The sequence below is a fragment of the Pseudarthrobacter sp. alpha12b genome (assembly GCF_054130495.1).
In genome coordinates this window covers 4,207,986-4,231,314 of sequence record NZ_CP196746.1, presented here as the reverse complement: position 1 = coordinate 4,231,314, position 23,329 = coordinate 4,207,986, and the positions used below count along the sequence as shown (strand labels likewise).

21 protein-coding genes, 1 tRNA gene and 1 other RNA gene are annotated in these 23,329 nt (G+C 66.5%); 13 read left to right on the top strand and 10 right to left on the bottom strand.

All coding sequences use genetic code 11. From position 1 onward, the window contains the following. Nucleotides 1-218 precede the first annotated feature (218 nt). Both ACTAQI_RS19625 and ACTAQI_RS19620 read left to right on the top strand, forming a co-directional pair. The gene (locus ACTAQI_RS19625) at nt 219-923 is read left to right on the top strand and encodes a DsbA family oxidoreductase (RefSeq protein WP_457948094.1); all 705 of its coding nucleotides are present in this window, start codon (nt 219-221) and stop codon (nt 921-923) included. 35 nt (nt 924-958) lie between these two features. Next, nucleotides 959-1,609: a TetR/AcrR family transcriptional regulator gene (locus tag ACTAQI_RS19620; protein ID WP_457948093.1), complete on the top strand. Its 651-nt coding sequence runs from the start codon at nt 959-961 to the stop codon at nt 1,607-1,609. 16 nt (nt 1,610-1,625) lie between these two features. Here ACTAQI_RS19620 and ACTAQI_RS19615 read toward each other — a convergent pair whose 3' ends face one another. Further along, nucleotides 1,626-2,300 (bottom strand): LytR C-terminal domain-containing protein, encoded by a 675-nt coding sequence (locus ACTAQI_RS19615; RefSeq protein ID WP_457948092.1) that lies wholly within the window; start codon nt 2,298-2,300, stop codon nt 1,626-1,628. Next, nucleotides 2,293-2,592, bottom strand: coding sequence for a type II toxin-antitoxin system VapB family antitoxin (locus ACTAQI_RS19610; protein WP_026264985.1), 300 nt, complete (start codon nt 2,590-2,592; stop codon nt 2,293-2,295). The genes ACTAQI_RS19615 and ACTAQI_RS19610 overlap by 8 nt, the downstream gene beginning before the upstream one ends. Before the next feature lie 146 nt (nt 2,593-2,738). Between ACTAQI_RS19610 and ACTAQI_RS19605 the strand changes: the two genes are divergently transcribed. Both ACTAQI_RS19605 and ACTAQI_RS19600 read left to right on the top strand, forming a co-directional pair. Further along, the gene (locus ACTAQI_RS19605) at nt 2,739-3,668 is read left to right on the top strand and encodes a hypothetical protein (RefSeq protein ID WP_457948091.1); all 930 of its coding nucleotides are present in this window, start codon (nt 2,739-2,741) and stop codon (nt 3,666-3,668) included. Nucleotides 3,669-3,750: 82 nt separating this feature from the next. Then, nucleotides 3,751-5,388 (top strand): stealth family protein, encoded by a 1,638-nt coding sequence (locus tag ACTAQI_RS19600; protein ID WP_457948090.1) that lies wholly within the window; start codon nt 3,751-3,753, stop codon nt 5,386-5,388. Nucleotides 5,389-5,479: 91 nt separating this feature from the next. Here the strand turns inward: ACTAQI_RS19600 and ACTAQI_RS19595 are convergent, their stop codons facing one another. The 3 genes from ACTAQI_RS19595 to ACTAQI_RS19585 all read right to left on the bottom strand — a co-directional run bounded on the left by ACTAQI_RS19595 (nt 5,480) and on the right by ACTAQI_RS19585 (nt 8,798). Next, nucleotides 5,480-6,409 (bottom strand): phosphodiesterase, encoded by a 930-nt coding sequence (locus ACTAQI_RS19595; RefSeq protein WP_457948088.1) that lies wholly within the window; start codon nt 6,407-6,409, stop codon nt 5,480-5,482. A gap of 159 nt (nt 6,410-6,568) precedes the next feature. Next, on the bottom strand, nt 6,569-7,081 hold the full coding sequence (locus ACTAQI_RS19590) for a glutathione peroxidase (protein ID WP_457948086.1): 513 nt from the start codon (nt 7,079-7,081) through the stop codon (nt 6,569-6,571). Nucleotides 7,082-7,133: 52 nt separating this feature from the next. Beyond that, on the bottom strand, nt 7,134-8,798 hold the full coding sequence (locus ACTAQI_RS19585) for a M23 family metallopeptidase (protein WP_457948084.1): 1,665 nt from the start codon (nt 8,796-8,798) through the stop codon (nt 7,134-7,136). Nucleotides 8,799-8,983: 185 nt separating this feature from the next. On the opposite strand from ACTAQI_RS19585, the gene ACTAQI_RS19580 reads away from it, so the two are divergent. Next, nucleotides 8,984-9,919 carry an oxygenase MpaB family protein gene (locus ACTAQI_RS19580; RefSeq protein WP_457948082.1) on the top strand — a complete coding sequence of 312 codons (936 nt, stop codon included), beginning with the start codon at nt 8,984-8,986 and terminating at the stop codon, nt 9,917-9,919. Nucleotides 9,920-9,995: 76 nt separating this feature from the next. Here ACTAQI_RS19580 and ACTAQI_RS19575 read toward each other — a convergent pair. Further along, nucleotides 9,996-10,080: transfer RNA gene (locus ACTAQI_RS19575), tRNA-Ser, on the bottom strand. 395 nt (nt 10,081-10,475) lie between these two features. On the opposite strand from ACTAQI_RS19575, the gene ffs reads away from it, so the two are divergent. The 4 genes from ffs to ACTAQI_RS19555 all read left to right on the top strand — a co-directional run bounded on the left by ffs (nt 10,476) and on the right by ACTAQI_RS19555 (nt 16,398). Beyond that, nucleotides 10,476-10,572, top strand: an RNA gene (gene ffs / locus ACTAQI_RS19570) — signal recognition particle sRNA small type. 51 nt (nt 10,573-10,623) lie between these two features. Continuing rightward, nucleotides 10,624-14,154, top strand: coding sequence for a DNA polymerase III subunit gamma and tau (locus tag ACTAQI_RS19565; RefSeq protein WP_457948081.1), 3,531 nt, complete (start codon nt 10,624-10,626; stop codon nt 14,152-14,154). A gap of 77 nt (nt 14,155-14,231) precedes the next feature. Next, nucleotides 14,232-14,831: a recombination mediator RecR gene (gene recR / locus ACTAQI_RS19560; protein WP_141158226.1), complete on the top strand. Its 600-nt coding sequence runs from the start codon at nt 14,232-14,234 to the stop codon at nt 14,829-14,831. A gap of 208 nt (nt 14,832-15,039) precedes the next feature. After that, nucleotides 15,040-16,398 carry an aspartate kinase gene (locus ACTAQI_RS19555; RefSeq protein ID WP_457948079.1) on the top strand — a complete coding sequence of 453 codons (1,359 nt, stop codon included), beginning with the start codon at nt 15,040-15,042 and terminating at the stop codon, nt 16,396-16,398. A gap of 83 nt (nt 16,399-16,481) precedes the next feature. Here ACTAQI_RS19555 and ACTAQI_RS19550 read toward each other — a convergent pair whose 3' ends face one another. Together ACTAQI_RS19550 and ACTAQI_RS19545 are read right to left on the bottom strand one after the other, a co-directional pair. After that, entirely contained in the window at nt 16,482-16,697 is a 216-nt protein-coding gene (locus ACTAQI_RS19550; RefSeq protein WP_457948077.1) for a hypothetical protein, read from the bottom strand. Nucleotides 16,698-16,812: 115 nt separating this feature from the next. Next, nucleotides 16,813-17,055: a hypothetical protein gene (locus ACTAQI_RS19545; protein WP_457948075.1), complete on the bottom strand. Its 243-nt coding sequence runs from the start codon at nt 17,053-17,055 to the stop codon at nt 16,813-16,815. A gap of 77 nt (nt 17,056-17,132) precedes the next feature. Between ACTAQI_RS19545 and ACTAQI_RS19540 the strand changes: the two genes are divergently transcribed. The 4 genes from ACTAQI_RS19540 (at nt 17,133) to ACTAQI_RS19525 (ending at nt 19,505) form a co-directional block, all read left to right on the top strand. Continuing rightward, nucleotides 17,133-17,606 (top strand): MarR family winged helix-turn-helix transcriptional regulator, encoded by a 474-nt coding sequence (locus tag ACTAQI_RS19540; protein WP_457948074.1) that lies wholly within the window; start codon nt 17,133-17,135, stop codon nt 17,604-17,606. 87 nt (nt 17,607-17,693) lie between these two features. Then, the gene (locus ACTAQI_RS19535) at nt 17,694-18,266 is read left to right on the top strand and encodes an SSI family serine proteinase inhibitor (RefSeq protein ID WP_457948072.1); all 573 of its coding nucleotides are present in this window, start codon (nt 17,694-17,696) and stop codon (nt 18,264-18,266) included. Next, nucleotides 18,253-19,176, top strand: a complete 924-nt coding sequence (locus tag ACTAQI_RS19530; protein WP_457948071.1) for a 3-methyladenine DNA glycosylase — start codon at nt 18,253-18,255, stop codon at nt 19,174-19,176. The genes ACTAQI_RS19535 and ACTAQI_RS19530 overlap by 14 nt, the downstream gene beginning before the upstream one ends. Then, nucleotides 19,173-19,505: a serine protease inhibitor gene (locus ACTAQI_RS19525; protein ID WP_457948069.1), complete on the top strand. Its 333-nt coding sequence runs from the start codon at nt 19,173-19,175 to the stop codon at nt 19,503-19,505. Before ACTAQI_RS19530 ends, ACTAQI_RS19525 begins: the two co-directional genes overlap by 4 nt. A gap of 114 nt (nt 19,506-19,619) precedes the next feature. Here the strand turns inward: ACTAQI_RS19525 and ACTAQI_RS19520 are convergent, their stop codons facing one another. Next, complete coding sequence (locus tag ACTAQI_RS19520; protein WP_457951112.1) at nt 19,620-22,724, bottom strand: S8 family serine peptidase; 3,105 nt, start codon at nt 22,722-22,724, stop codon at nt 19,620-19,622. A gap of 268 nt (nt 22,725-22,992) precedes the next feature. After that, nucleotides 22,993-23,178: a hypothetical protein gene (locus tag ACTAQI_RS19515; protein WP_159633506.1), complete on the bottom strand. Its 186-nt coding sequence runs from the start codon at nt 23,176-23,178 to the stop codon at nt 22,993-22,995. Between the last annotated feature and the right edge of the window lie 151 nt (nt 23,179-23,329).

Sequence of the window (23,329 nt, the reverse complement as noted above, 5' to 3'; positions counted from 1 at the left end):
CTGGCCTCCCAGGTGATACAGGCCGGGCTCCCCAGCTGGCCGGGCACTACTCCACCGGGCGTGGTTGGTTCAGCGCGGTGTTTTGAGCTTCGAAGGGGCCTGCTGCTTGACCTCTGATCTGACTATTCCGCAGGAAGGCTCCAGCCACAAGAGTGCATGTGCGGCATCTCATAGTGGTGGCCCGGAATGGCCGCCGCAGCCCGCAGGTTGTGCAGGGCATGAAGATTGAGATCTGGTCAGATGTTGCATGCCCGTGGTGTTTCATCGGCAAGCGCCGGTTCGAGGCTGCGCTGGCAGCCTTTCCGCACCGTGACGCCGTCGACGTGGTGTGGCGGAGCTACCAGCTGGACCCAACGCTGCCGGACCACTACGACGGGACCGAACTGGAGTACCTGAGCAGCCGCAAGGGCATGCCGGCCCCCCAGGTTTCGCAGATGTTCGACCATGTGGCCCAGCAGGCCAAGGGCGAAGGCCTGGACTACCGGTTCGACAAAGTAGTGGTGGCCAACAGTTTCACTGCCCACCGCCTGATCCACCTCGCGGCGGCTCATGGCAGGCAGGATGCGGCGAAGGAGCGCCTGCTCAGCGACCACTTCGAGCACGGCAAGGACATCGGCAGCCGGGACTACCTGACCTCCCTGGGCGGCGACCTGGGCCTTCCTGCCAACGAGCTGGAGGAACTCTTCACCACGGACAGGTACTCGGCCGAGGTCAGGCTGGACTTCCAGGAAGCCCAGGGCCTCGGGATAAGCGGCGTCCCGTTCTTCGTGATCGACCGCAAATTCGGGCTCTCCGGCGCCCAACCTGTGGAGACGTTCACCGCCGCCCTCAACCAGGCGTGGCAGGACGTCAATCCGTTGGTCCTGGTCCATTCATCCGAGGCCGATGCCGGGGCTTGCGGCCCCGACGGCTGCGCGGTCTAGCGCCTTTTACTGACACATAGCGGTAAAGTGTCTGTATGCCCAGGATTTCAGCGGCCAGCAATGCCGAACAACGTGCGGACACCCAGCGCCGTATCCTCACCGCTTTCGGCGAGCTCCTTTTCACCCACGGCCTTCCCGGGTTGACCATGACGGACGTGGCCCGGCACGCAGGAGTGGGCCGCACCGCGGTGTACAACTACTACGCGGACATCGAAGAACTCTTGATCTCCTACGCCCTGGACGAGACCGAGAAGTTCCTCTCCGACCTGCGCGATTCGCTGAACCGGCTGGAGAACCCGGTGGAGCGACTGGCCCTGTACGTCCGCGCCCAGGTGGTTGACCTCAGCCGGCGCCACCTCCCGCCGGGACCTGCCATGGGGGCGGTGCTGTCGCCGTCGTCCTTTGCCAAGCTCTCCGACCATGTGGGCGAGCTGAGCGTGCTGCTGCAGGGCATCCTGCGTGACGGCATGGAGCAGGGCTACCTGCCGGTGGCGGACGTGGGCCAGCAGTCCCAGCTGATCCTGGGCACCTTGTCCTCAAGCGCGGCGAGGGGCAGCGACGAGCCGGCCGAGCTGGAGGCGCGGGTGGCCAGGACGGTGCGCTTCATCCAGTTGGGCGCAGGTGCAAGGTTCGACGGCGACGGGCGGCCTGTCCGGGTGGCCCAGCTTCCGGCAGTGGCCGGCTGAGTCCGGCAAGTGGCGGTCAGGGCGTCGGGGCAGCGGCCGGCATGACGGGCAGCTTGTCGGTATCCGCCGTGCGGCGGCTTTCCCGCGGGCAGCTGAGTTTGCCGGGCGTCTGGTCCACCAACTCCGGCGGGACGAGCGCCTTGTAGTCCTGCGCCAGGACGACGTCCACGCTGGCATCGGTCCTGCCGTCCTGGAAATAGTCCGAGCCAGGCACGTTGCGCTGCACCGTGAACGCCGCAGCCTGGCCTGCAACACCTGACACCACGGCAGCCACGCCACGGTAGCCGGCATTGATATTCGATACGTTCCCCACCACGAACTTGCGTGCCAGGAACTCATCCGCCACGGAGCGGGCCAGCCCGGGCCGGCTTGTGGAGTTGTAGACGTTGAGGTTGATCTTGTCGCTGGGCGTGAAGTCGAACATCGACGCCGGGCATGACGACACGGGCGTCGGGGCCGGCTCGGCGGACGGAATCTTCAGCCGGCCATTGATGATGGCCACGGCAAGGAGAATGCCTGCGCCGATCACGCCGATCAGCAGGACCAGCACCACCCCGTGCAGCACGCGGCGGCGAACCCGGGCGGTCTCGTCGGCGTCGTTGGCCGCTTCCATGGCGGCGCGCAGCTCAGGACCGGAAACAACGTGGTGGCCATGAAGGACGCCAGGGTCCTTTGGCCGCTTGCTAGCCATCGAGCACCAGGACCCGGGCATGGATCGCAGTGCGCTGGTGCAGGGCGGTCCGCACCGCACGGTGGAGGCCGTCCTCCAGGTAGAGGGTCCCCTGGTACTGCACCACGTGCGGGAACAGGTCACCGAAAAATGTGGAGTCTTCCGCGAGCAGCGCTTCCAGGTCCAGGGTCCGCTTTGTGGTTACCAGTTCGTCCAGCCGGACCGGTCGCGGCGGCAGCGATGCCCACTGCTTGGGAGTGCTGTATCCATGGTCGGGGTAAGGGCGGCCCTCGCCCACAGCTTTGAATATCACCATGCCACAGTAGGCACCGTGGTGCCTCAGCGAAAGTAGCAGGGCTGACCCGCGCCAGGTTGTAGCCAAACAGTGACCATCCGCCACACGGCCCGGTCCGCAGGCTCCGCACGGGACGGCGCCGGTCCTGCTGACAGAATGGACCCATGACAGTATCCGAGTCCCCTGCCGTGTCCGCGCCCGGAATCCGCCTGCCGTCCGCACCGCCGCTGGCACTCCTGCTGGACGTGGACGGACCGGTGGCCAGCCCGGTCACCCGGGACGTCAAACCGGAGATCATCGCGGACCTGGTGGCGCTCGCGGCGGCCGGCATTCCCGTCATCTTCAATACCGGCCGTTCGGACGCCTTCATCCGCGAGCAGGTTATGGAGCCGATGATCGCGGCCGGCATTCCGGCAGGGACCGTCATCCACGCCATCTGCGAAAAGGGCGCCGTGTGGTTCAGCTACACCTCCGCGGGCCCCGGCCCCATCCACGTAGACCGGGAGCTTGCCGTTCCTGCGGCCTACGGCGACGACATCCGCCGGCTCGTGGCGGAGGACTATGCCGCCCACATGTTCTTTGACGAGACCAAGCGCGCCATGGTGTCCGTGGAGCAGCACATCAGCGTGCCCAGCGCCGACTACCTGGCAGAGCAGAAGCTGTTCGACGCCGAGGCCATGGAGCTCATGGCACGCCATGGGCTGGGCGTCGTGCGGCTTGACCACCACGCCCCCAATTCCGACGACGAGGTGGACTACCGCGTGGATCCCACCATCATCTCCACTGACATCGAGTCGGTGCGGCTGGGGAAGGACCTGGGCGCCAGCCGCGCGGTGGAGCTCCTTGCGGCCCAGGGCATCACGCCGCAGGCGTGGCGGACCGTGGGCGATTCCCGCACCGATTACGCGATGGCGGACTGGCTGCACCACAACGACCACCCCGTGAAGCACGTTGACGTGCGGCCGGCGGACGGCGTGCCTGCCAAGCCCTACCCGGTGCTGACGGCAGCGGACCTGGGGCTGGAGGCAACAGTGATCCACGACGACGCCGGGGGCGCCTTCCTGCGCGCCTGGCGGGACGCGCTGGACGCCTGAGCCGCTGCCGGGCCGCCGTCGGCCGTTCGAAGCGGACCCAAACGGTGCCCGCGAAACCTGCCGTTACTTTGGCAGGACTATCATGCAGGTAAGAATGCCCACTTCCACCAGCACGGAGACAACCATTACAGAAGCACCGGTCCAGGACGAGGTCTACTACGGCGGCCAGGCGTCCGTGGAGGAACAATTTCACGCCGAGATCACGTCGGCGGCGGCGGAGCAACGGCTCAAGCACCGCCCTGACGTCATCCGGCACAAGGGCCGCTATGCCCTGATCAATGACACCAGGACCCCGTACCAGGCCATGGTGGAAGACCTGCTGTTCCTGCGCAATGTCCTGGCCAACGCGGGCCTTGCCTACCTCCTGGTCCGCGGCAACAACGACCGGCCTGTGGTGGCCCTGGACTGGAAGGACCGGAAGAAGCTCCGGGTTGCCCTGGTGGAGGCGTGCCGGGACGAACCGTTCTATTCCATGACCGTGGACGCCAAGAAGAAAACCTCCGTCCTGGTGGCTGACGGTGAGCTGTCCCCCAACCGGCAGGGACGCATTTTCCGCCTGTACCGGCCGCGGGTGGAGCCGGTGGGCGGCTTTGAGTTCGGCGCTTCCGCCGGCGTCCAGATCGAGCTCTGGTCCTTCGAGGGCGAGCAGCTCATCCTCCCCATCGAAAACTCCCTGACCCGCAGGACCATGCTGCGCCAGGATGCGGTCCGGGGCACCGTAGAACGCTACGGCCACACGTGGCCCACCATCGAGAACATGTTCGCGGACCACGCGAGCGACATCAGCTTCGACGTGGACATCGTCTTCTCCTGGGTGGACGGCAGCTCCCCCGAATACATCGCGGCCCGCCGGGCACAGCAAAAGGGCCATGTCCTGGGCGAAGGCGACGACCATGAGGCCCGGTTCCGGCAGATCAACGAACTCAAGTACGCGCTGCGGTCTGTGTACATGTTCGCGCCCTGGATCCGGCGGATCTTCATTGCCACTGACTCCCCCGCTCCTGCCTGGCTGGCAGAGCATCCGTCCGTCACCATCGTGCGGAGCGAGGAGTTCTTTTCCGACCCCTCGGTGCTGCCCACGCACAACTCCCAGGCCGTGGAGTGCCAGCTGCAGCACATCGAAGGGCTGTCCGAGCACTTCCTCTACTCCAACGACGACATGTTCTTTGGCCGCCCGGTGGGCCCGGACATGTTCTTCACCCCCGGGGGCATCACCAAGTTCATCGAGGCGGAAACCAGGATTGGCCTGGGCGAGAACGACGCCGAGCGCAGCGGGTTTGAAAATGCGGCCCGCGTGAACCGCAAGCTCCTGTGGAACCGGTTCGGCCGCATCACCACCCGGCACCTGGAACACACCGCCGCGCCCCTGCGGCGCAGCGTGGTGAACCAGATGGAGGAGGAGTTCCCGGAGGAGTTCCGCAAGACGGCGGCCAGCCGGTTCCGTGCAGCGGACAACATCTCCGTCACCAACTCGTTCTACCACTACTACGCCCTGCTCACCGGCCGCGCCGTCACGCAGACAGCGGCCAAGGTGCGCTACGTGGACACCACCATGCGCTCCGGCCTCAAGTACCTGCCCAAGCTGCTCGCCAAGCGGAACATGGACTTCTTCTGCCTTAACGACGGCAGCTTCCCTGAGGTCAGCGCGGACGAGCGAGCCGAAGTGGTGACGGACTTCCTGGAAAGGTACTTCCCCATCAAGGCACCCTGGGAGAAGTAAGCCGGCCACGCGCTGGGTCTGACCACGCGCTGTGTGGCCGGCCAGGCGTTGGAGCAGCCGGATGCAGGGCCGCGCCTCCGTGGAGCAGGTCCTAGCGCCGGGTGGGCGCGCCGAGCTTGGCGCTGCCGCGCTGTTTGGTGGTCTCCGGGATCCGGATCCCGGCAGCCGCCAGCCGCCGGGCCGTCTCTTCGGGGGACACGTACTCGCCCACTGTGGGCGCACTGCCCATCGGCACCACAGAGTGCACGATGGTGTGTTCATACACGTGCACAAGGTTGAAGGCCTGGCCGCCGTCCTGCCCGCGGGTTCCGCCCGCAGGGACGTTGAGGTCCTGGGTGTAGCAGGAGGCGGAGGCGACCGAAACGGGAACGCCGGCGAAGCTCGCCGTGGTGGAGTAGTGCAGGTGGCCGGCCAGGATGGTGCGGACGTCCGAGTTGCGGACCACCGCCGCCAGGGATGCCTGGTCGCGCAGTTCCACCAGCACCGAAAGGTCCAGCACGGACGGGACCGGCGGGTGGTGGAGGGCCAGGATGGTGCCGTCCGGGGCAGGGGTCTCCAGCTGGCGGGCCAGCCACTCCAGTTGCGCTGCGCTTAGTTCGCCGTGGTGGAACCCCGGGACGCTGGTGTCCAGGGTGATCACGCGCAGCCCGTTGATGAAGTAGCTGTTATCCACGGGTTCGTCGGTGCCGGGCTGGTCGAGCAGGCCCTTGCGGAAGTTCGCGCGGTCGTCATGGTTTCCCATGGCCCAGATAACCTGGGCGCCTAGTTCCTTGCAGGCAGGATCCACGATGGCCCGGAGCTTCACATAGGCTTGCGGATCACCCTTGTCAGCCAGGTCGCCGGTGAAGATCACCGCTTCAGGCCTGGCCCCGGACGCCTTGACTTCGTCGAAGAGCTGGATGAGCCTGGCTTCGCTGTCGACTGATCCGTAGAGGGGGTCCGGACCTCCCAACAGGTGGGGATCGCTCAGGTGGAGTAGGAAGTGGCGTGGCCGGGGATGTTCGGCCTCGATGTGCTCCATTGCTACCTCTATGGTCGGTGGGAAGCCGTTCTTCCCTTGTACCCTTCAGTAATATTTATCCAATCAGACATTTGGCAAACATGGGGTAAATCGCCGTAGCTGATGTGGATAAAGTTATGAGAACTGCGCTTTTGCAGAGCTGATTCGCCGAGAAGGCGTTTACCCGAGTGCTTCTTCAATCGCGTCGATGACCTCAGGCGAATCCGGTTCCACCGTTGGGGCAAACCGGGCCACGACATCCCCCTCGCGGTTGACCAGGAACTTCTCGAAGTTCCACTTCACCAGCCCCGGCAGCAGTCCGGTCTTGAACTTGGTGAGCTCGGAATAGAGCAGGTGCTGGTTCCTGCCGCGGACCTCTGCCTTGGCCGTCAACGTGAACGTGACACCGAAATTCCGTTCGCAGAAGCCCGCGATGTCGCTGTCCGTACCCGGTTCCTGGCCTGCGAATTGGTTGCACGGGACACCCAGGACCTCGAACCCCCGGTCGCGGAACTTACCGTAGAGGGCCTCCAGTCCGGCGTACTGCCGCGTTAAGCCACAGTTGGAGGCCACGTTGACCACCATCACCACTCTTCCCTCGAACTGGCCGAAGTTCGTCCTGGTGCCGTCGTTGAGGATCAGCGGGATCGGACAGAGGGGTCGCGGGCGGCGTGTCAGCTGAAAGTTGCTCATACAGGGAATTCGGTGCCGGCGCCCCACCGTACGGGTCCCAGGTGGAAATTCCCTAGGCCGGGGGCGCCGTTGGTACTGGTTCGGTCAACGTGGGAGTAGGCGTGGGCGTCGGCGTTGGTGCGGGCTCCGCGGGCGGCAGGGTCGGGGCTGGTGCCGGCGCGACAGTGGTGGGTGCCGGTGCAGGGGCAGGTTCGACAGGTGCTGGCGCTGGAGCAGGGGCCGGTTCAACCGGCGTTGGTGCCGGAGCAGGTACAGGTGCGGGCGCGGGTTCAACCGGTGCTGGTGCGGGCGCGGGTTCAACCGGTGCTGGTGCGGGCGCCGGCTCAACCGGCGTTGGCGCCGGAGCCGGTTCGCTGGGCGTGGGCTGAATGGGTGTCGGCGACGGCGTCGGACTTGGCGACGGCGAGGGCGTGGGCTGAATGGGTGTCGGCGACGGCGTCGGACCTGGCGACGTCGGCGACGGACTTGGCGAGGGCGTGGGGCTTGGCGATGGCGAGGGCGTGGGGCTTGCACGGTCAGACGGCGACGGACTCGGCGAAGTGGGCGACGGTGACGGTCCTGTCGGGGATGGAGACGGCGTCGGGCTTGCCGGCTCAGCCGACGGATCGCTGGGTGCCGGGCTGGGCGAAAGCGGCGCGGCACTTCCCGACGGTTCAGCGGGTGGCGGGGACGTCGTCGTCGTCAATTGCACGTCGGGTGGGGGGAGCACAACGCCCGTTGCCCGGGCGGGCGTTGGGCCCGGACCCGGTACCAGGAGCGGCGGGAAGGGCGACACCTGGAGCCCGGCTGCCGGGAATCCGTCCCCCGGGTCGACCTGGAGCGGGATGGTCCAGCTGATCCTGCCGCTGGACAGCCCCTGGCCGGGCACGTATGAAACCATCCCGGCTGGAAGGGCCTGGTTCAGAGCGCGGAGCTGGAGGAAACTCCATCTCAAGGGGTTGGTGTAGCGGCCGTTCAGGATGGACTCGAAATGCAGGTGGCAGCCCGTGGACCACCCGGTGGTGCCCACGCGTGCGATGACCTGGCCCACCTGCACCTTGTCACCGGTGCGCACGCCGATGGATTCCAGGTGGTTGTAGGTGGTGATGAGCCCGTCGCCGTGGTCAATCTCCACCCGGTTGCCGCCGCCCCAGGGGTGCCAGCCGGCTGCCCGCACCACACCGGAATCAGCGGCATAGACGGGTGTCCCGCAGGGCGCTGCATAATCCTGGCCCAGGTGGAAGTCGCCCGCTGACCCGCTGATTGGACTGACCCGGAAACCGAACGGCGAGCTCGGGTCCAGAAGCTGAAGAGGTGCCATCAGGAAGCCGGCCAAGGGCCTGCCCGCACCCGCCGGGCCAACTGTCAGGGCGGCTCCGGTCCCCTGGCCGACGCCGCCAATTGCCGTGTGCGGGAAGGCCAGGTTGACCTGCGGATTGGACAGGATGGCGGGCGGAAGGGTGCGCGCGTTGATCTGGTCCACCGGCGTCGAAGCTGGTTCGCGTGGCGTTTCCTGCCCGTTGACCGTTCCGGAAGTTCCGGACAGGGCAGGAACGCCCGGGGTGGTCCCCGCAGCGGTAACTGACCGCGCCAACTGTGGCGGCTCTGCGGAGCCGGTGGAAAGGTTGACGGCGCACACGGATGCCGCAAGCACCCCGGCAGCAGCGACGGCGCGGGCAGCGGCAGAAAAGGTACGCGGGTCCGGCTTGCTGTGGCCGGGCACGGAATTTTTGCCCACTTCAGTGACTCCACGACGTGGCCTGCCGCACGTTGTCTCGACGGTATGTCCCATGGGACCACAGGAGGGCAGTCGGGGAAACCCCAGAGCGGGACAATGCGGGTTTTTTGTGGACCGTTAGGGGATCGGGTCCGCGCATCTCCGCTGGATCCAGCTGCCGGCCTGGAAATGGGCAACAATGTCTCATGCGCAATGTCCTTCGTACATGGCAGGACGAAGTCAAGAAGACCTTCTCAGGCAGGGCTGATGCCCCGCCTGACTGGACGCTGAAGCTGGCCGAAGGCGACGACCCCGGGTACCACCTGCCCGGTTCAGCGGTGTGGGCAGTACACGGTTCCATGACGCCCATCGTGGGAGGAATCCGCACGCTGCTCATGCAGTCGCTTCATCCGGGCGCACTGGCAGGGGTGCACGAGCACTCCAATTTCCGCGAAGATCCCCTGCGCCGATTGGCCAACACCATCCGCTGGATCTTCACGGTGACCTATGGGTCCACGGCAGCCGCGGAAGAGGCAACAAGGCGTGTCCGCCGCCTCCACGAGCCTGTCCAGGGCAACTATGAGGACAACGACGGCGGAGTACGCGCCTACAGCGCCAACGATCCGGAGCTGGCCAACTGGATCCACATAGCCTTCACGGATGGTTTCCTCGCAGCGCACAGGATTTGGGGCGGGCCCATCCCCGGCGGCGCGGACGCATACGTCCGGGAATGGGCCCAGGCCGGGCGCATGATGGGGGTGGAAGAGCCGCCGCTGACGGAAACACAGATGCGCAGCCAACTGGACCAGTGGTACGCGCAGGGCGACCTTCGGGCGGATGGCCGGGTGAAGGAGACCGTAGAGTTTATCCGCAACGCGCCGCTGCATCCCCTGCTGAAGCCTGGCTACCGGATCCTGTTTGCCGCTGCGGTCTACAGCCTGGAGCCGCAGTACCGGCAGATGCTGGGACTTTCTGTTCCACGGCTGGGCCCCTTTCCCCTGCCGGTGAGGCTGGCAACAAAGGTGGTGCTCGGCGTCGTCCATCTCGCGTTGGGCGGTCCCCGGAGACGGATGGGCCCCAGCGAGACAGCAGCGCGGCAGCGGCTGAGGCGGCTTGGTGAACCCTTTGCAGGCGTGGCCTGACCCTCAAAAACAAGGCTGCGACGGTGGAAAAGCAAGAACCCGGCCCCTGGGTTACCGGGGCCGGGTTCTTGACCGGCGGAGAATGGGGGATTTGAACCCCCGAGGGCGTTAACCCAACACGCGTTCCAGGCGTGCGCCATAGGCCGCTAGGCGAATTCTCCAACTGCTTCTGAATCAAAAGCAGGTACTAGATTACCTGAAGTTTTCCGCATCGCCCAATTGGCCCATCCGGCACCGGTTTTGCGGCGTCCACGTCCGCTCTCTGAAGGGGCGGTGAATCTTACGCAGGAGCGTGAAAATGGACGCCCCCAATGCGCCCATTCCCTGTTGCACCGTTGAACTGCCGGGTCCGGCCCGTTAAGCCAGGCCACGCAGCTCACAACCTTGAGATTGCCCCAATCGGTGTACATACCCATGATCCCGGCTGGGGCAGAGATAAGCAATGGAAATCCGAGCTCCGGGCGCCTTCCGGCACTGCACCGGGGGCATCCCGGAGCGTCCAGCGCCGGGGCCGGGAGCCGATTCGAGTCGCGCCGGATGTTCGGGTAAAGTATCTGACGGCCCCTCATGTGGCGTCATCCTGTTGAACTCCCCCAGGACCGGAAGGTAGCAAGGGTAGACGGGCTCTGGCGGGTGCATGGGGGGTCTTTACTATTCCCCCACAGGGCGGCATGATGTCGGCCCGGATTGGTAGGGTTTTCTCTGTGACAGTTACTACCGCCCTGTACCGCAGATACCGTCCCGACTCGTTCGCTGACGTTATCGGGCAGGAGCATGTCACCGAGCCGCTGATGACGGCTTTGCGGAAAAACCGCGTCAACCATGCCTACCTTTTTTCCGGCCCCAGGGGCTGCGGCAAGACCACCTCCGCCCGTATTCTGGCCCGCTGCCTCAACTGCGCCCAGGGCCCCACGGACACCCCCTGCGGAACCTGCCCCAGCTGCGTTGAGCTGGCCCGCGGCGGTTCAGGCTCCCTTGATGTCATCGAGATTGACGCCGCGAGCCATGGCGGTGTCGACGACGCCCGGGACCTCCGCGAGCGCGCCACCTACGCCCCGGTGCGGGACCGCTACAAGATCTTCATCATCGACGAAGCCCACATGGTCACCTCCGCCGGGTTCAACGCCCTGCTGAAGATCGTGGAAGAGCCGCCGGAACACATCAAGTTCATCTTCGCCACCACGGAGCCGGACAAGGTCATTGGAACCATCCGCTCCCGGACCCACCACTACCCGTTCCGGCTGGTGCCGCCCGAGCCCCTGATGGCCTACCTGGAGCTCCTCTGCCGCCAGGAAAACGTTCCCGTCGCCCCGGGGGTCCTGTCCCTGGTCATCCGGGCCGGCGGCGGCTCCGTCCGTGACTCGCTCTCGGTCCTGGACCAGCTCATGGCAGGCGCCGGACCCAACGGGCTGGACTACGAGCTCGCCGTGGCGCTGCTTGGCTACACCCATGCCTCGCTGCTGGACGACGTCGTGGAGGCCGTGGCTGCTTCCGACGCCGCCACCGTTTTCCGTGCCGTTGACCGTGTCATCCAGACGGGCCACGATCCGCGCCGGTTCGTTGAGGACCTGCTGGAGCGTTTCCGCGACCTGATCATTGTCCAGGCCATGCCCGAAAGCGCCCACGCCATCCTCCGCGGGATGCCGGCGGACCAAATCGCCCGCCTCCAGAACCAGGCCCACAACCTTGGAGCGGCGGAACTTTCCCGGGCAGCGGATGTCACCAATACCGCCCTGACCGAAATGACCGGGGCCACATCCCCCCGGCTGCACCTGGAACTGCTGTGCGCCCGGATCCTGCTGCCGAGCTCCGAACAGAACGAGCGCGGCATGGCGGCGCGGATCGACCGGGTGGAGCGGCGGCTGAACTACGCAGGGAACGACGTCGGTGCTCCCGCAACGGCAGCGCCGGCAGCCGCGGCGGTGCCAGCGGCGGCAGTCCCGGCAACCGCTGGCACTGCCACTCCTGCCGCCCCCTCCCCCCGCGCGCAGGATTCGGCCGCCCAAGAGCCGCCTGCCCAATCCGCCGGTGCTCAGCCCGCAGCTGCTCAGCCCGCATCGGCCACGCCCACGCCGGTTCAGTCCGGTGCCGGCAACTCTGCCGCGCCGTCTTCTGCCCCGGGCATGGCCGGAAACACCACTCCGACCGCCCCGGCTGTTTCCGCCGCACCCGCCTTCGGCGTCGGGCAGGTTGCCTCCGCCGCTGACGGCCCCAGCAGCCCCCTCACGCCGCCGCGGGTCAGCACCAGCGACTGGCCCGTCGAGGAACCGGCCCGGGCCCGGCCACCACAGGGCACCGCCGCTGCGGGCGCCGACAACGCGGCCCAGCAAACCAATTCGGCCGCGCCCACTGCGGGGCCGCAAACGAATGCTGCGCCGCAGGCACAGGAAGACCGCCAGGCGCCCGGCCACGGAGCCGCGCCGCAGGCACAGGACAGCCCGCAGGCCGCTGGTAACCAGACGCCAAACCACCAGGCACCCGGCAACCAGGCATCAGTTCCGCAGCCACCTGCCCACCAGGCACCGGCGGCGCACCACGAAGCGCCCGGCGGGTCCGTCCCGGCCGCTCCTCCGGCCATGGGCGACGTGGAAGTTCTCCGCAGGGCCTGGCCGGACGTCCTGCAGGCCCTGTCCAAAATCAAGCGCAGCACCTGGGCACTCGTTGAGCCGAATGCACAGGTCAGCGCCTTCGACGGCAGTGTCCTGACCCTGTCCTTCACCACGTCCGGGCTTGCCGGCGCCTTCGGCAGGGCGGACCACTCGGACAATCTGCGCCAGGCCATCCACAAGACCGTCGGCATTGACTGCCAGATCCATGCGGTTGCCGGCGGCGCCAGCCAGGCGAGCTCTGAGCCAAACCCAAAAGTGCCCGCCAGCCCGGTGGTTCCGGCCACCTCAGCTGACGTTGCGTGGGGGCTGGCTCCCGCGCCTGCTCAAGCAGCCCCACCGTCGCCGGCGCGCGAAGCCGCGGCAGCCCCTGGGTCACCGCCGGGCGGGAGCGCCGGGCGCACCGCGGCGGTTAATAGCTCCGCGGGTGCCGGCAGCTCCGGCGTCGCGGGAAGCTCCGCCCCTGCCCGCAGTTCCGGGAGTTCTGCTGTTGCCGCAAGCCCGTCGGCAGCAGCCACGGTCACTCCTGCGGCTGCCCCCTCTCCGGAAGCAGCTCCCGTGGTTGACGCCAACACCCGGGGCAACCAAGGCACGGAGCCTGTCCGCGCCACAGCCAACGGCGCGGAAACCGCTGCCAACTCATCCGGCACGGACCGCGCCCAGTCCACGTACCCGTCAGCGGGAGGCGACTACTCCTACTCCGACGACGACTGGGGGCCGCCGCGGGATGAGGACGCTCCCCCGCTGGATGAGGAGCCCCCCATGGACTGGGAGCCCTCTGCTCGCCCCGGCAACCGGACGGCGCCATCATCGTCGGCCCCTGCCAGCCGCCAGCCGGCAGGCGGAAGCTCCCCTGAGCCTGCTGCACACCCCCGGGCGACTGCTGCCAACGGCATGCCCACCGGCACCGCTGCCCAAACTGCCGCCCAGCCTGCGGGTGCCGCCCACGACCCCTGGACCCGGGCCGTCGAACAGGCACCGGGCATTTGGGTGGTCGGAGACAAGAGCAACGTGGGCGCCAAGCCCGCACCTGCTTCAGTGACTGACAACATTGGGGCATCGGCCTCCGTCCCCCACTACGCGCCCGCAACTGCCCAGGTGCCGCCCTCCATCCCGGCGGCCCCTGCCACAGCGGCTGCTGGCACGGCGGCAGCAGGGCCAGACTGGACTCCGGGTGCAGTTTCCGGCTCCGGCCAAGGGGAGGCGGCTGCGGGAAGCTACCAGGCACCGTCCCCCGACCGCACTCCGGTCCCCGAATTCGCCATGGCGGCTGCCGCACCCGCAGCGGTTGCCCCGGCCTCTGTCACGCAGGCCACGGTTGGTCAGACCACGGTTGCACCCTCCCGCCACCAGCCGACGGCTGCCGCGCCCGCGCCCGGACGAACGGAAACGCGGCAAAGCCTTTACCAGCGGCTGTCCAACAGTCCTGAAGCCGAGGCCGGACGCGCCAAGGCACCGGCCAGGGCCGCCGCTGCTCCGAGCGCATATGTCCAGGACATCCCAAGCGCCGACGATGAAACCATCGAGGAATCGGGCGTGTTCGGCCGGGCCGCCGTGGAGCGCATCCTGGGCGGAAAACTGATCGAGGAGCGGACCCTGGACGGAAGCCCGGTCACGCCGCGTTATTGACGGCCGGCAAGGCTGCCGCCGGGGCATGGCCACCTGAATGATCCACCCGCTATTCACACCAAGCTAAAGAGGGAAACGTGTACGAAGGTGCTGTCCAGGAGCTGATAGATGAGCTCGGACGCCTTCCGGGAGTGGGGCCCAAGTCCGCACAGCGGTTGGCGTTCCACATTCTTGAAGCCGACCCCCAGGACATGAAGCGGCTGGTTGAAGCCATCACCACCGTCAAGGAACGGGTGAAGTTCTGCACCGTCTGCGGCAACGTCACGGAGCAGGAGCTGTGCAACATCTGCCGCGACCCGCGCCGCGATCCCGCCGTCATCTGCGTCGTGGAGGAGTCCAAAGACGTCCTGGCGGTGGAGCGCACCCGTTCGTTCCGCGGCCGGTACCACGTGCTGGGCGGGGCCATCAATCCCATCGCCGGGGTGGGACCGGAACAGCTGCGGATCCGCGAACTGCTTACCCGGCTGAACGACGGCGAGATCCAGGAAGTCATCATCGCCACCGACCCCAACCTGGAGGGCGAGGCAACGGCCACCTACCTGGCCCGCATGCTCAAGACGATCGGCATTGCCGTGACCCGCCTTGCCTCGGGCCTCCCCGTGGGCGGTGACCTGGAGTACGCCGACGAGGTCACCCTGGGCCGCGCCTTCGAGGGCCGCCGCAACGCCCTCGGCTGAGGCACCTGGCGGCCTCCCGCCGTCGTACGTCAACCCGGCTGGGCCTGCCCCAGCCCTGTCCGCGGCACCACGGCGTCCCAGGGCCGGAATGTGGTCACAATTCAACGTCCCTCCGGGCACGGCGATAAACTGTCGGAGGAAAGTCGCGCCGTCCGGCGTCAGGCTGCCTGGCCTCCAGAACTCCAATTGATCCAATGAAGGTACGCGCATGAGTACGCCCACCACCGAAGTGCACAACGCAACACAGCTGCAGGCGGCGCCCGCCTCCGGCGCGGTGACCAAACAACTCATCGTGCAGAAGTTCGGCGGCTCCTCCGTTGCGGACGCTGACGGCATCAAGCGCGTGGCAAAGCGCGTCGTGGACGCACAGGAAGCCGGCAACGAGGTAGTGGTGGTGGTCTCGGCAATGGGCGACACCACAGACGAACTCCTGGACCTCGCGGCACAAGTGACCGACTCCGCCCCCGCCCGCGAAATGGACATGCTCCTCTCTGCCGGCGAGCGCATTTCCATGGCACTGCTGGCCATGGCCATCAACAAGCTCGGCGCCTCCGCCCAGTCCTTTACCGGGTCGCAGGCGGGCATGATTACCGACGGCATCCACGGCAAGGCCCGGATCATCGACGTCGACCCGCACCGCATCCGCACCGCCCTGGACAAGGGCAACATTGCCATCGTGGCAGGCTTCCAGGGCATGAGCCGGGCCACCAACGAAATCACCACGCTGGGCCGCGGGGGTTCCGACACCACGGCCGTGGCGCTGGCGGCAGCACTCGAAGCGGACGTCTGCGAGATCTACACCGACGTTGACGGCATCTTCACCGCCGATCCGCGCGTTGTCCCGTCAGCCCAGAAGATCGACACGATCTCCAGCGAAGAGATGCTGGAACTCGCTGCCTCGGGCGCCAAGATCCTCCACCTGCGCTGCGTGGAATACGCCCGCCGGTTCGGCGTCCCGCTGCACGTCCGTTCCTCATTCAGCCAGCACGAAGGCACCTGGGTCATCCCCAGCGCCGACGACAAGATCACCACTCAAGAGGGAGTTGCCTTGGAGCAGCCAATCATCTCCGGCGTTGCGCATGACCGTTCCGAAGCGAAGGTCACCGTGGTCGGCGTCCCCGACATCCCCGGCAAGGCCGCCGCGATCTTCCAGGTCATCGCCGATGCGCACTCGAACATCGACATGATCGTCCAGAACGTGTCCACAGCCGGCAGGGGCAAGACGGACATCTCCTTCACGCTGCCCATCGTGGAAGGCGCCGACGCCCTGGCCGCCCTTCACGCCGCGCAGGACCAGATCGGCTTCGAAACCATCGAATACAACGAGCAGATCGGCAAGCTGTCCCTGATCGGCGCCGGCATGCGTTCCCACCCCGGCGTTTCCGCCACATTCTTCAAGGCGCTGTCAGATGCCGGCATCAACATCAACATGATCTCCACCTCGGAAATCCGCATTTCGGTGGTCACCCACGCCGACCTGCTGGACGAGGCAGTGCGCGTCATCCACAAGGCCTTTGGGCTCGACACCGAAAGCGAAGCGACTGTCTACGGCGGGACCGGCCGCTAGGCTCGTCATGAAAAAGGCCGGGCTGCCCTTCCTTGGAGGAAGGGCAGCCCGGCCTTTTTAGTCTCTTAGGGCATCTGGAATGGTCAGCTTTCGCGCTCCAGGTCTTCCCGCCGCACCGCGTAGTGGTGGCCGGTTGAATCGGTTTCCACCACGAAATGAGAAAGGTCCTCTTCGGAGGCCTGCTCGAACTCGTCGTGTTTATGCATCACGGGCGTATCAGCGTCCAGTCGGGTGGCGGGACCAAAAACGAAGCGGAGCCTGTCAGTCAGGCCCATGAAACTGTTAAGGACATGTGCCACTGTTTCCACCCCCTTCCCGTATCTTGGGCGAAAACGCACCCGGCTCCGGAAGGAGCCAGTGCCCTTATTTTATGCCCGCGACAGGAAAAAGGCGCTGGTGCCAGGGGAAAAGGAATTACCGCAGGGAACGGTCTTCAGGGTTCCTGGGCACCACGTAGGTGCTGCCGTCCGGCCTGGTGATGGTTTCCCACTGCTGGGTTTCCGCCTGGCGCTGGGCCAGCAGCCTGCGGTTTTCTTCGGTCATATCGTGCGCCAGCGCCGTGCGGCTGGCTGGACCGAAAACTGCCCGCAGCTTTCCTGTGGCGCGCATGAAGCGCTGGGAGGCGTTGCCCTTGCCTGCGGACCTGTCCCTGCCCATGAGGAGTTTCCTTCCACTCACCGTTTACCTACAACAAACGTACACTAATGATTAGTGCACTAACAATGGGAGGACACATGACCGCCACAACGGCAACGGACGCGAAAGAGGCAGCCGGCGTGCAGGAGGAAGACCTGCTGCTGGAACACCAGCTTTGCTTTGCGCTTACGGTGGCTGCCCGCAGTGTAGTGGGCGCCTACAAGCCCGTACTGGAGAAACTCAACCTCACCCATCCGCAGTACCTGGTGATGCTCTGCCTGTGGGAAGACAGCCCCCGCACGGTGCGGAACATCAGTGAGGCCCTCGCCCAGGAACCGGCCACCATCTCCCCGCTTCTGCGCCGGCTGGAAGCAGCGGAACTGATTACCCGACGCCGGGCAGACGGCAACGAGCGCGCACTCGCCGTCGAGTTGACCCCCAAAGGCGCCGCACTGCGGCAGCAGGCGCTTCAGGTGCCGGGAACCATGATGGAGCGGCTGGGGCTGACGCGGGGGCAGGTCACGGAACTGCACGCATCCATGATGGGGCTGATCGCAGCCACCTCCCAATGAGTGATCGCAGCGTGATCGCGGCAGGACAGAAGCCTGCCGCCCCTGGGCCAAGCGACTAGAATTACTGGACGAAGGAGAGGTGGCCTGATGCGCAGAGTTCGGATGCTCGCAGCGTTCCTGGCGGTTGGCGTGGGGCTGATCTCCGGCTGCAGCGGCACTCCTGACAGCGGCACGTCCGCGTCAACAGCCCCTTCCGCGGCATCGGCCGGCCCTTCCTCTTCTTCCCCCGGAAGCTCCGCCGCCCCGTCCCCCGACACCGAAACCTCCCTGCCGGCTCCCGCCCCCGCCACGTCACGGCCAAGCAATGGTCCGGGACAGGGGAACGCTGAACTCGCCATCACCGTGGTTCCGTCCCCGGGCGCACCGGAAGTGAACTACACCCTGGTCTGTTCCTCAGGCACGCCGGCCGCGGAAAGCAGCCACCCCAATGCCGCTGCCGCCTGCGCAGCGCTGAAGGGCAACCCCGGCATCGCGGCTCCTGCCGCGCCGGGTACCGCGCAGCCCTGCACGCAGCAGTACGGCGGCCCCCAAAAAGCGACTGTCACCGGCGTGGTGGACGGTGTTGCCGTGGACTCATCCTTTGCACGGACCAACGGATGCGAGATCAGCGCGTGGGACGCTGCCAAGGACGTGTTGGGTTCATCCGGTGGAGCCTCTTAAGCTCCTGGCGGAGGACAGTGCGCAGATAAGGGAAGAGGCCCACCTGCGGCGCGTCAGCCGCTACGCCGACCCCTACCTGGCCCGGCGGTCGGCGGGCCAGAAGCACCCGGTGGAGGATTTCCTCTTCACCTACTACACCCAGAAGCCCGGCCAGCTGAAGCGGTGGCACCCCGGCGCCGGAGCAGTCCTCACCGGTGGTCCGGCAGCCGAGCGGCTGGGCTGGAAGCATTACCGGATGCTCGACGACGGCGAGCTCGCCTCCCTGGGGCTGGCTGCGGGAAGCATCGCGGCCACCTTCGATCGGCGCGCCTTCCTGGCCGACCGCAAGGATGCAGTGGCCTTCGCCGGCATCATCCTCCACGGCACCGCGGCCAGGCCGGCCCAGTTCGGCTGCTTCGGCCTCCACGAGTGGGCCATGGTCTACCGTCAGGACAAGTTCGATCTCCGGCATGAGTACCTGCAGCTGCGGCTGGGGGCGTCCGGTACTGACAAAGTGGTGGAGGACAACAGGATCCGCTGCACCCACTTCGACGCGTTCAGGTTCTACACCCCGGACGCCATCCCGCTCAACGAGCATTCCCCCAGCCGGGAATCGCAGCGGCATATGGAGCAGCCGGGATGCCTGCATGCCAACATGGACCTCTACAAGTGGGCGTACAAGTTGCTGCCGGCGCTGTCCAGCGAACTCGTCATGGACTGCTTTGAACTGTCCTGGCGGATCAGGGCCATGGACATGCAGGCATCCCCTTACGACCTGGCCGACTGGGGCTACCCCGCCATTCCCATCGAGACGCCCCGCGGCAAGGCTGTCTATGTTGACCAGCAGCGCACGTTCGCCGCGGAAGCCGGCGTCCTGCGGGAAAGGCTTGCCGAGGAGCTCGGGGCCATCGCGGAAGGAGCGCCACAGTGATCGACCTGACCGTCAGCATCCGTGACCATCCCGACGCTCCCCAATACGTGTTCCGGCTGGTATCGAAGGACGGGCACCCGGTTGCCGGGACCACCCTGCCGGAGCCGGTGGCCGCCCTGGCCGCCGTGGAGCGGTTCGGCGAGGACATCTTTTTCCCCAAACCCGGGCCACCCAAGCTGTGCACCCAGCAGTACGGCGGCCCACAGGTCGCCGTGGTCACCGGAACATTCCGTGGACGCGCCGTCCACTCGACCTTTACCCGCACCGACGGCTGTGAAATCGCACGCTGGAAGGCCATGGGCCCCTTGCTGGGCGGGACCGCCACTTAGCTTTCCGCGGCAGGAACGGAAGCGGCAGAGCAGAAAAAGTCCCGGGCGGCCTGACGACCACCCGGGACCTCCCCCCATGTCTTCCCGGTCAGGTGGCGGGTACCGCCTGCCCGGTCAGGTGGCGGGTACCGCCTGCGCCAGGCCAAGCTGGGGAGCGCCGGCCGGGGCAGGGGCCGAGCCCTGTCCCACCTGCACGTTCACCCAGGTTTTGATGCCGTTGCTGCCAAGGCTCAGCCGTGAGAGGTAGGACCCCTCAGAAAGGCCGGCCCAGTTCAGCGTTGCCGACGTAGCAGTTCCGTTCGGCGCCACGATGGGATTCGGGTTCACCGTGAGGTTGCCCGCATCACCGGCAAAGGTCACTGCCTGCACGGATGCGGTGGCCGGCCCATTGCCCGGCGTGGCATACAGGTTGGCCACCACGTAGTAGGTCCCGTCGCGGGGTGATTCCAGGTCCAGGAACTCGCTGGCAGATGCCGTTGCTACCTGGATGGGAGTCAGCCCGCCCGAGCCGTTCGGCGCGTAAACCACCATGTCCCAGTCGACGTCGTTCGACTGCGCCTGGACGCCCATCCGGGCAAAGGAGGTGCCCGCGGGCACCTTCACCTGAAGCAGTGCGTTGTGCGCATCGTTCGCGGGCGCGTACGCACCAGGGGTCTTGGTGATGGCGGTCTGGCTCAGCGGCGCCAGGCCCTCCACGCCGACGGCGATGGGGCTGTCCGAGCCGGACACAAGCTCCATGGTGCCGCTGCCGCTACCCGTGGCCGAACTGAAGGAGAACGACGGGGCGATCTGGGCGTCAACAGGGCGGACGGCGATGGGCGACGTCACCGTCCGGGGGCCCTTCCAGGTGAGGCTTCCGGTGCTGAACTTACCCACCGGCGCGCTGACGTTTCGGATGGTCACGGTCACTTCGCGGGTCTGGCCGGCCTTGGCGAAGTTCAGGGCCTTGGGTTCCACGTTGACGCTGAAGCCCGGCATGTTAACCTCGGGACGGTACATGCCCGGCACCAGGGCGGTCAGCTTGCGCTTCACCTGGACCTCCCCCACCAGGCTGCCCAGGGCGATGGATGGCAGGTTGAGGTCGCGGGCAGCGATGGTGCCTGCCTGCGGCGCTCCGGTTTCCACACCCTGTCCGTTCAGGAAGCCGAGCCAGTCCTGGATACCGGAGTCGTAGACCAGTCCGGGATCGAGGACGCGGGTGGAATCGATGTGGCCGGCGCCGCCCTGGAACGGGTCGGTATTGGGTGAACCGTCGGCGTTAACCAAGGGGTAGGCGGTGGTCATCATGGCGGATTTCACCATCGCGGGGGTCCACTTGGGCTGCTTTCCCAGCACCAGGGCGCCGAAACCGGCAATGTGCGGTGCGGCCATGGAGGTGCCGGACATGAACCCGAACTGGGCGCCGTGGTTGCCGATAGTGGAGACGCCGGCAAGGACATTGACGCCAGGGGCGGAAATGTCCGGCTTGAGCAGGTCACCGCCGGAGGCAAGGGTGGGACCCCGGGAGGAGAAGCCTGCGATCTGTGGCACCGGGGCCGGGGGCAGGCCGGTCAGGTCGCCCTTAACCAGGCTCACCGTCAGCTTTGGATTGGCTTCCAGCTTGGACTTCAGTTCCAGGCTCTTGGGTGCGTTGACGTGGACGGTGGGGATGACGTGGTTGTCAGCATCCTCGGAGCTGCTGGTGAGGTTCACCAGGATCATGCCTACGCCGCCCTTGTCCAGGACTTCCTGGCTCTTCGCGGTCCGGTCCACCACACCGCGGTCGCAGACCACAACCTTGCCGCCCACTTTTGCCGCGTCCAGGGTTCCCGGGCCGCAAAGGTTGGGGTTTGCAGCCCCGGGAGCGGCCGCGGCAGCCGCGACGACCACGGGCTTGTCCGCCACTTCCGACTTCATGATGGACGCGCCGCGGTACAGCGATCCGTCGGAAACCTTAACCGTTCCCAGCAGGTCGCTGGGGAACGTGGAAGCGGCCACCGTGGTCAGCCACGGCGAAGCGTGGTTCACGGTGGAGGCCGTGGGGCCGGAGTTACCCGCCGACGCCGAGACGAAGATGCCGGCCGCTGCGGCATTCAAGAAGGCCAGCGCCACAGGGTCTGTGGTGCTGTCGTTGTTGCCCGAAATAGAGTAGTTCAGGACATCGACGCCGTCCTTGATGGCTGCATCAACGGCCTCCACCGAAGCGGAGGAATAGCAGCCGCCGGTGTCCGGGTTGGTGTCCTCCCAGCAGATCTTGTAGACCGAGACCTTGGCGGCAGGGGCCACGCCTGAGCTCTTTCCGAAGCTGGCTCCGTCGATCACCTGTTCAACATTGGCGTTGCCCGCTGCCGTGGTGGCGGTGTGGGTGCCGTGGCTGCCGACGTCCACCGGGGAGATCTGCTCCTGGGGTGCCCGGTTTCCAGGTGCCACATACTGGAGGAAGGAGTCGGCGAAGTAGCGGGCGCCGATCACCTTCGAGTTGCAAAGGGAGCCGTCAAAGGCCGCCCCGGTTCCCTGGCCTTTTTGGCATTCCCCCTGGAAGGTGGTCCCGTCCGCCTTCAGCATGGCGATCTTGCCGTCACCGGTGCGGTAAGGGACGCCAACCTGCGCGTCACCCTGAAGCGGCTTCACCGGTTCCCCCTGCAGGAAGGGGTTGTCCGGCGCGTAGCCGGAGTCGATGACGCCTACCACCACGCCCTTGCCGGCGTTGGCTTCTCCACCGAACTGCTTGGCCCAGGCGCCGTCGGGACCGGTGAGCTTGAGGAAGTCGTTGGTGGTGTAGTCGGGCTTGTTTTCGACGTCCGGTGCCACCACCAGGACACGCTTGTCCTTCGACAGGGCTCCTGCCTGCGCGGCGGTCAGTTCCGCCGTGAACCCATTGAGGGCCGCGGTGTACTGCTTGGCAGGGCTGACGCCCTGGGCCGCTGCGACGTCGCGCTGCTGCTGGCGCAGGTGGGCGTCGTAAGCCTTGTAGTTGGGACTGCCGGCATCGAGCTTCCTGCCAAGCTGCGGCTTGGTTGCGCCCAGCCCCGCAACTCCGCCGTCGTACGCCGCGGCAGCCGGGCCGGCCAGTACCACGATGTACCGGCCGTCCTTGAATTGGCTGTCCTTTGCGGTGGAGGCGGCGTTCCCGCCCCGGCCCCCGGGTGCCGCCGAAGCGGGACCTACTGCCAGCGAGCTAAGGAGAAGGGGTAACCCGACGGCCAGGGCGGCCGCTTTCCGGAGTCCCCCAGCCCGCAAGGGGCTCTTTCCAGTTGATTTCACGTGCAACCCTTTCACGATGTACCGCCCAGTCTTGGTGGGCGCCCGGCTGGAACTTCAGAGGAAATTACAGGTTTTGTAATTTGCTGAGACCAGACTGTTCACAGAGTACAGACTGATAGCGGGATATGACATAGAGCACATTTCGGAAATTTCTGCTTGTCATATCGGAGCGGCCAGGGGATCCGGGCACAGAAAAAGGCGCCCCGAAGGACGCCCTCTCACGAGCGGACGATGGCTGCCGGCGCTATTGCCGGGGCGTTCGCACCACATCGCTGATCCATTGCCTGGTCTTTTCATCCACCGGGCCCGCAACCCGGGTTTCACGGGCCAATCGGTCCGCTTTCACCTTCTGGAACACCATCCGGCCCAGGCCGGCGAACACGGCAGCGGCCACCACCGGCAACAGCACGGACTTCGAATTCTCAGCCATCCAGCAATCCTAGTGAAGGGCTACCGACAACTCCAGACACACAACCGCAACGGCCCCGCAGACTGGACGTTTCGTTCGGCTCCGCCGCACAAAGAAGCCGAATGCAGAGGGGTGCGCCCGGGCCGGTAGAATGATAGGGCAAGCTCGCGGA

Bases quoted from the DNA above. Each gene is read 5' to 3' on its own strand.
- ACTAQI_RS19515 (WP_159633506.1), bottom strand. From the start codon at position 23,178: ATGGCTGAGAATTCGAAGTCCGTGCTGTTGCCGGTGGTGGCCGCTGCC.
- ACTAQI_RS19540 (WP_457948074.1), top strand. From the start codon at position 17,133: ATGACCGCCACAACGGCAACGGACGCGAAAGAGGCAGCCGGCGTGCAG.
- ACTAQI_RS19555 (WP_457948079.1), top strand. From the start codon at position 15,040: ATGAGTACGCCCACCACCGAAGTGCACAACGCAACACAGCTGCAGGCG.
- ACTAQI_RS19620 (WP_457948093.1), top strand. From the start codon at position 959: ATGCCCAGGATTTCAGCGGCCAGCAATGCCGAACAACGTGCGGACACC.
- ACTAQI_RS19545 (WP_457948075.1), bottom strand. From the start codon at position 17,055: ATGGGCAGGGACAGGTCCGCAGGCAAGGGCAACGCCTCCCAGCGCTTC.
- ACTAQI_RS19625 (WP_457948094.1), top strand. From the start codon at position 219: ATGAAGATTGAGATCTGGTCAGATGTTGCATGCCCGTGGTGTTTCATC.
- ACTAQI_RS19535 (WP_457948072.1), top strand. From the start codon at position 17,694: ATGCGCAGAGTTCGGATGCTCGCAGCGTTCCTGGCGGTTGGCGTGGGG.
- ACTAQI_RS19600 (WP_457948090.1), top strand. From the start codon at position 3,751: ATGCAGGTAAGAATGCCCACTTCCACCAGCACGGAGACAACCATTACA.
- ACTAQI_RS19590 (WP_457948086.1), bottom strand. From the start codon at position 7,081: ATGAGCAACTTTCAGCTGACACGCCGCCCGCGACCCCTCTGTCCGATC.
- ACTAQI_RS19595 (WP_457948088.1), bottom strand. From the start codon at position 6,409: ATGGAGCACATCGAGGCCGAACATCCCCGGCCACGCCACTTCCTACTC.
- ACTAQI_RS19605 (WP_457948091.1), top strand. From the start codon at position 2,739: ATGACAGTATCCGAGTCCCCTGCCGTGTCCGCGCCCGGAATCCGCCTG.
- ACTAQI_RS19580 (WP_457948082.1), top strand. From the start codon at position 8,984: ATGCGCAATGTCCTTCGTACATGGCAGGACGAAGTCAAGAAGACCTTC.
- ACTAQI_RS19615 (WP_457948092.1), bottom strand. From the start codon at position 2,300: ATGGCTAGCAAGCGGCCAAAGGACCCTGGCGTCCTTCATGGCCACCAC.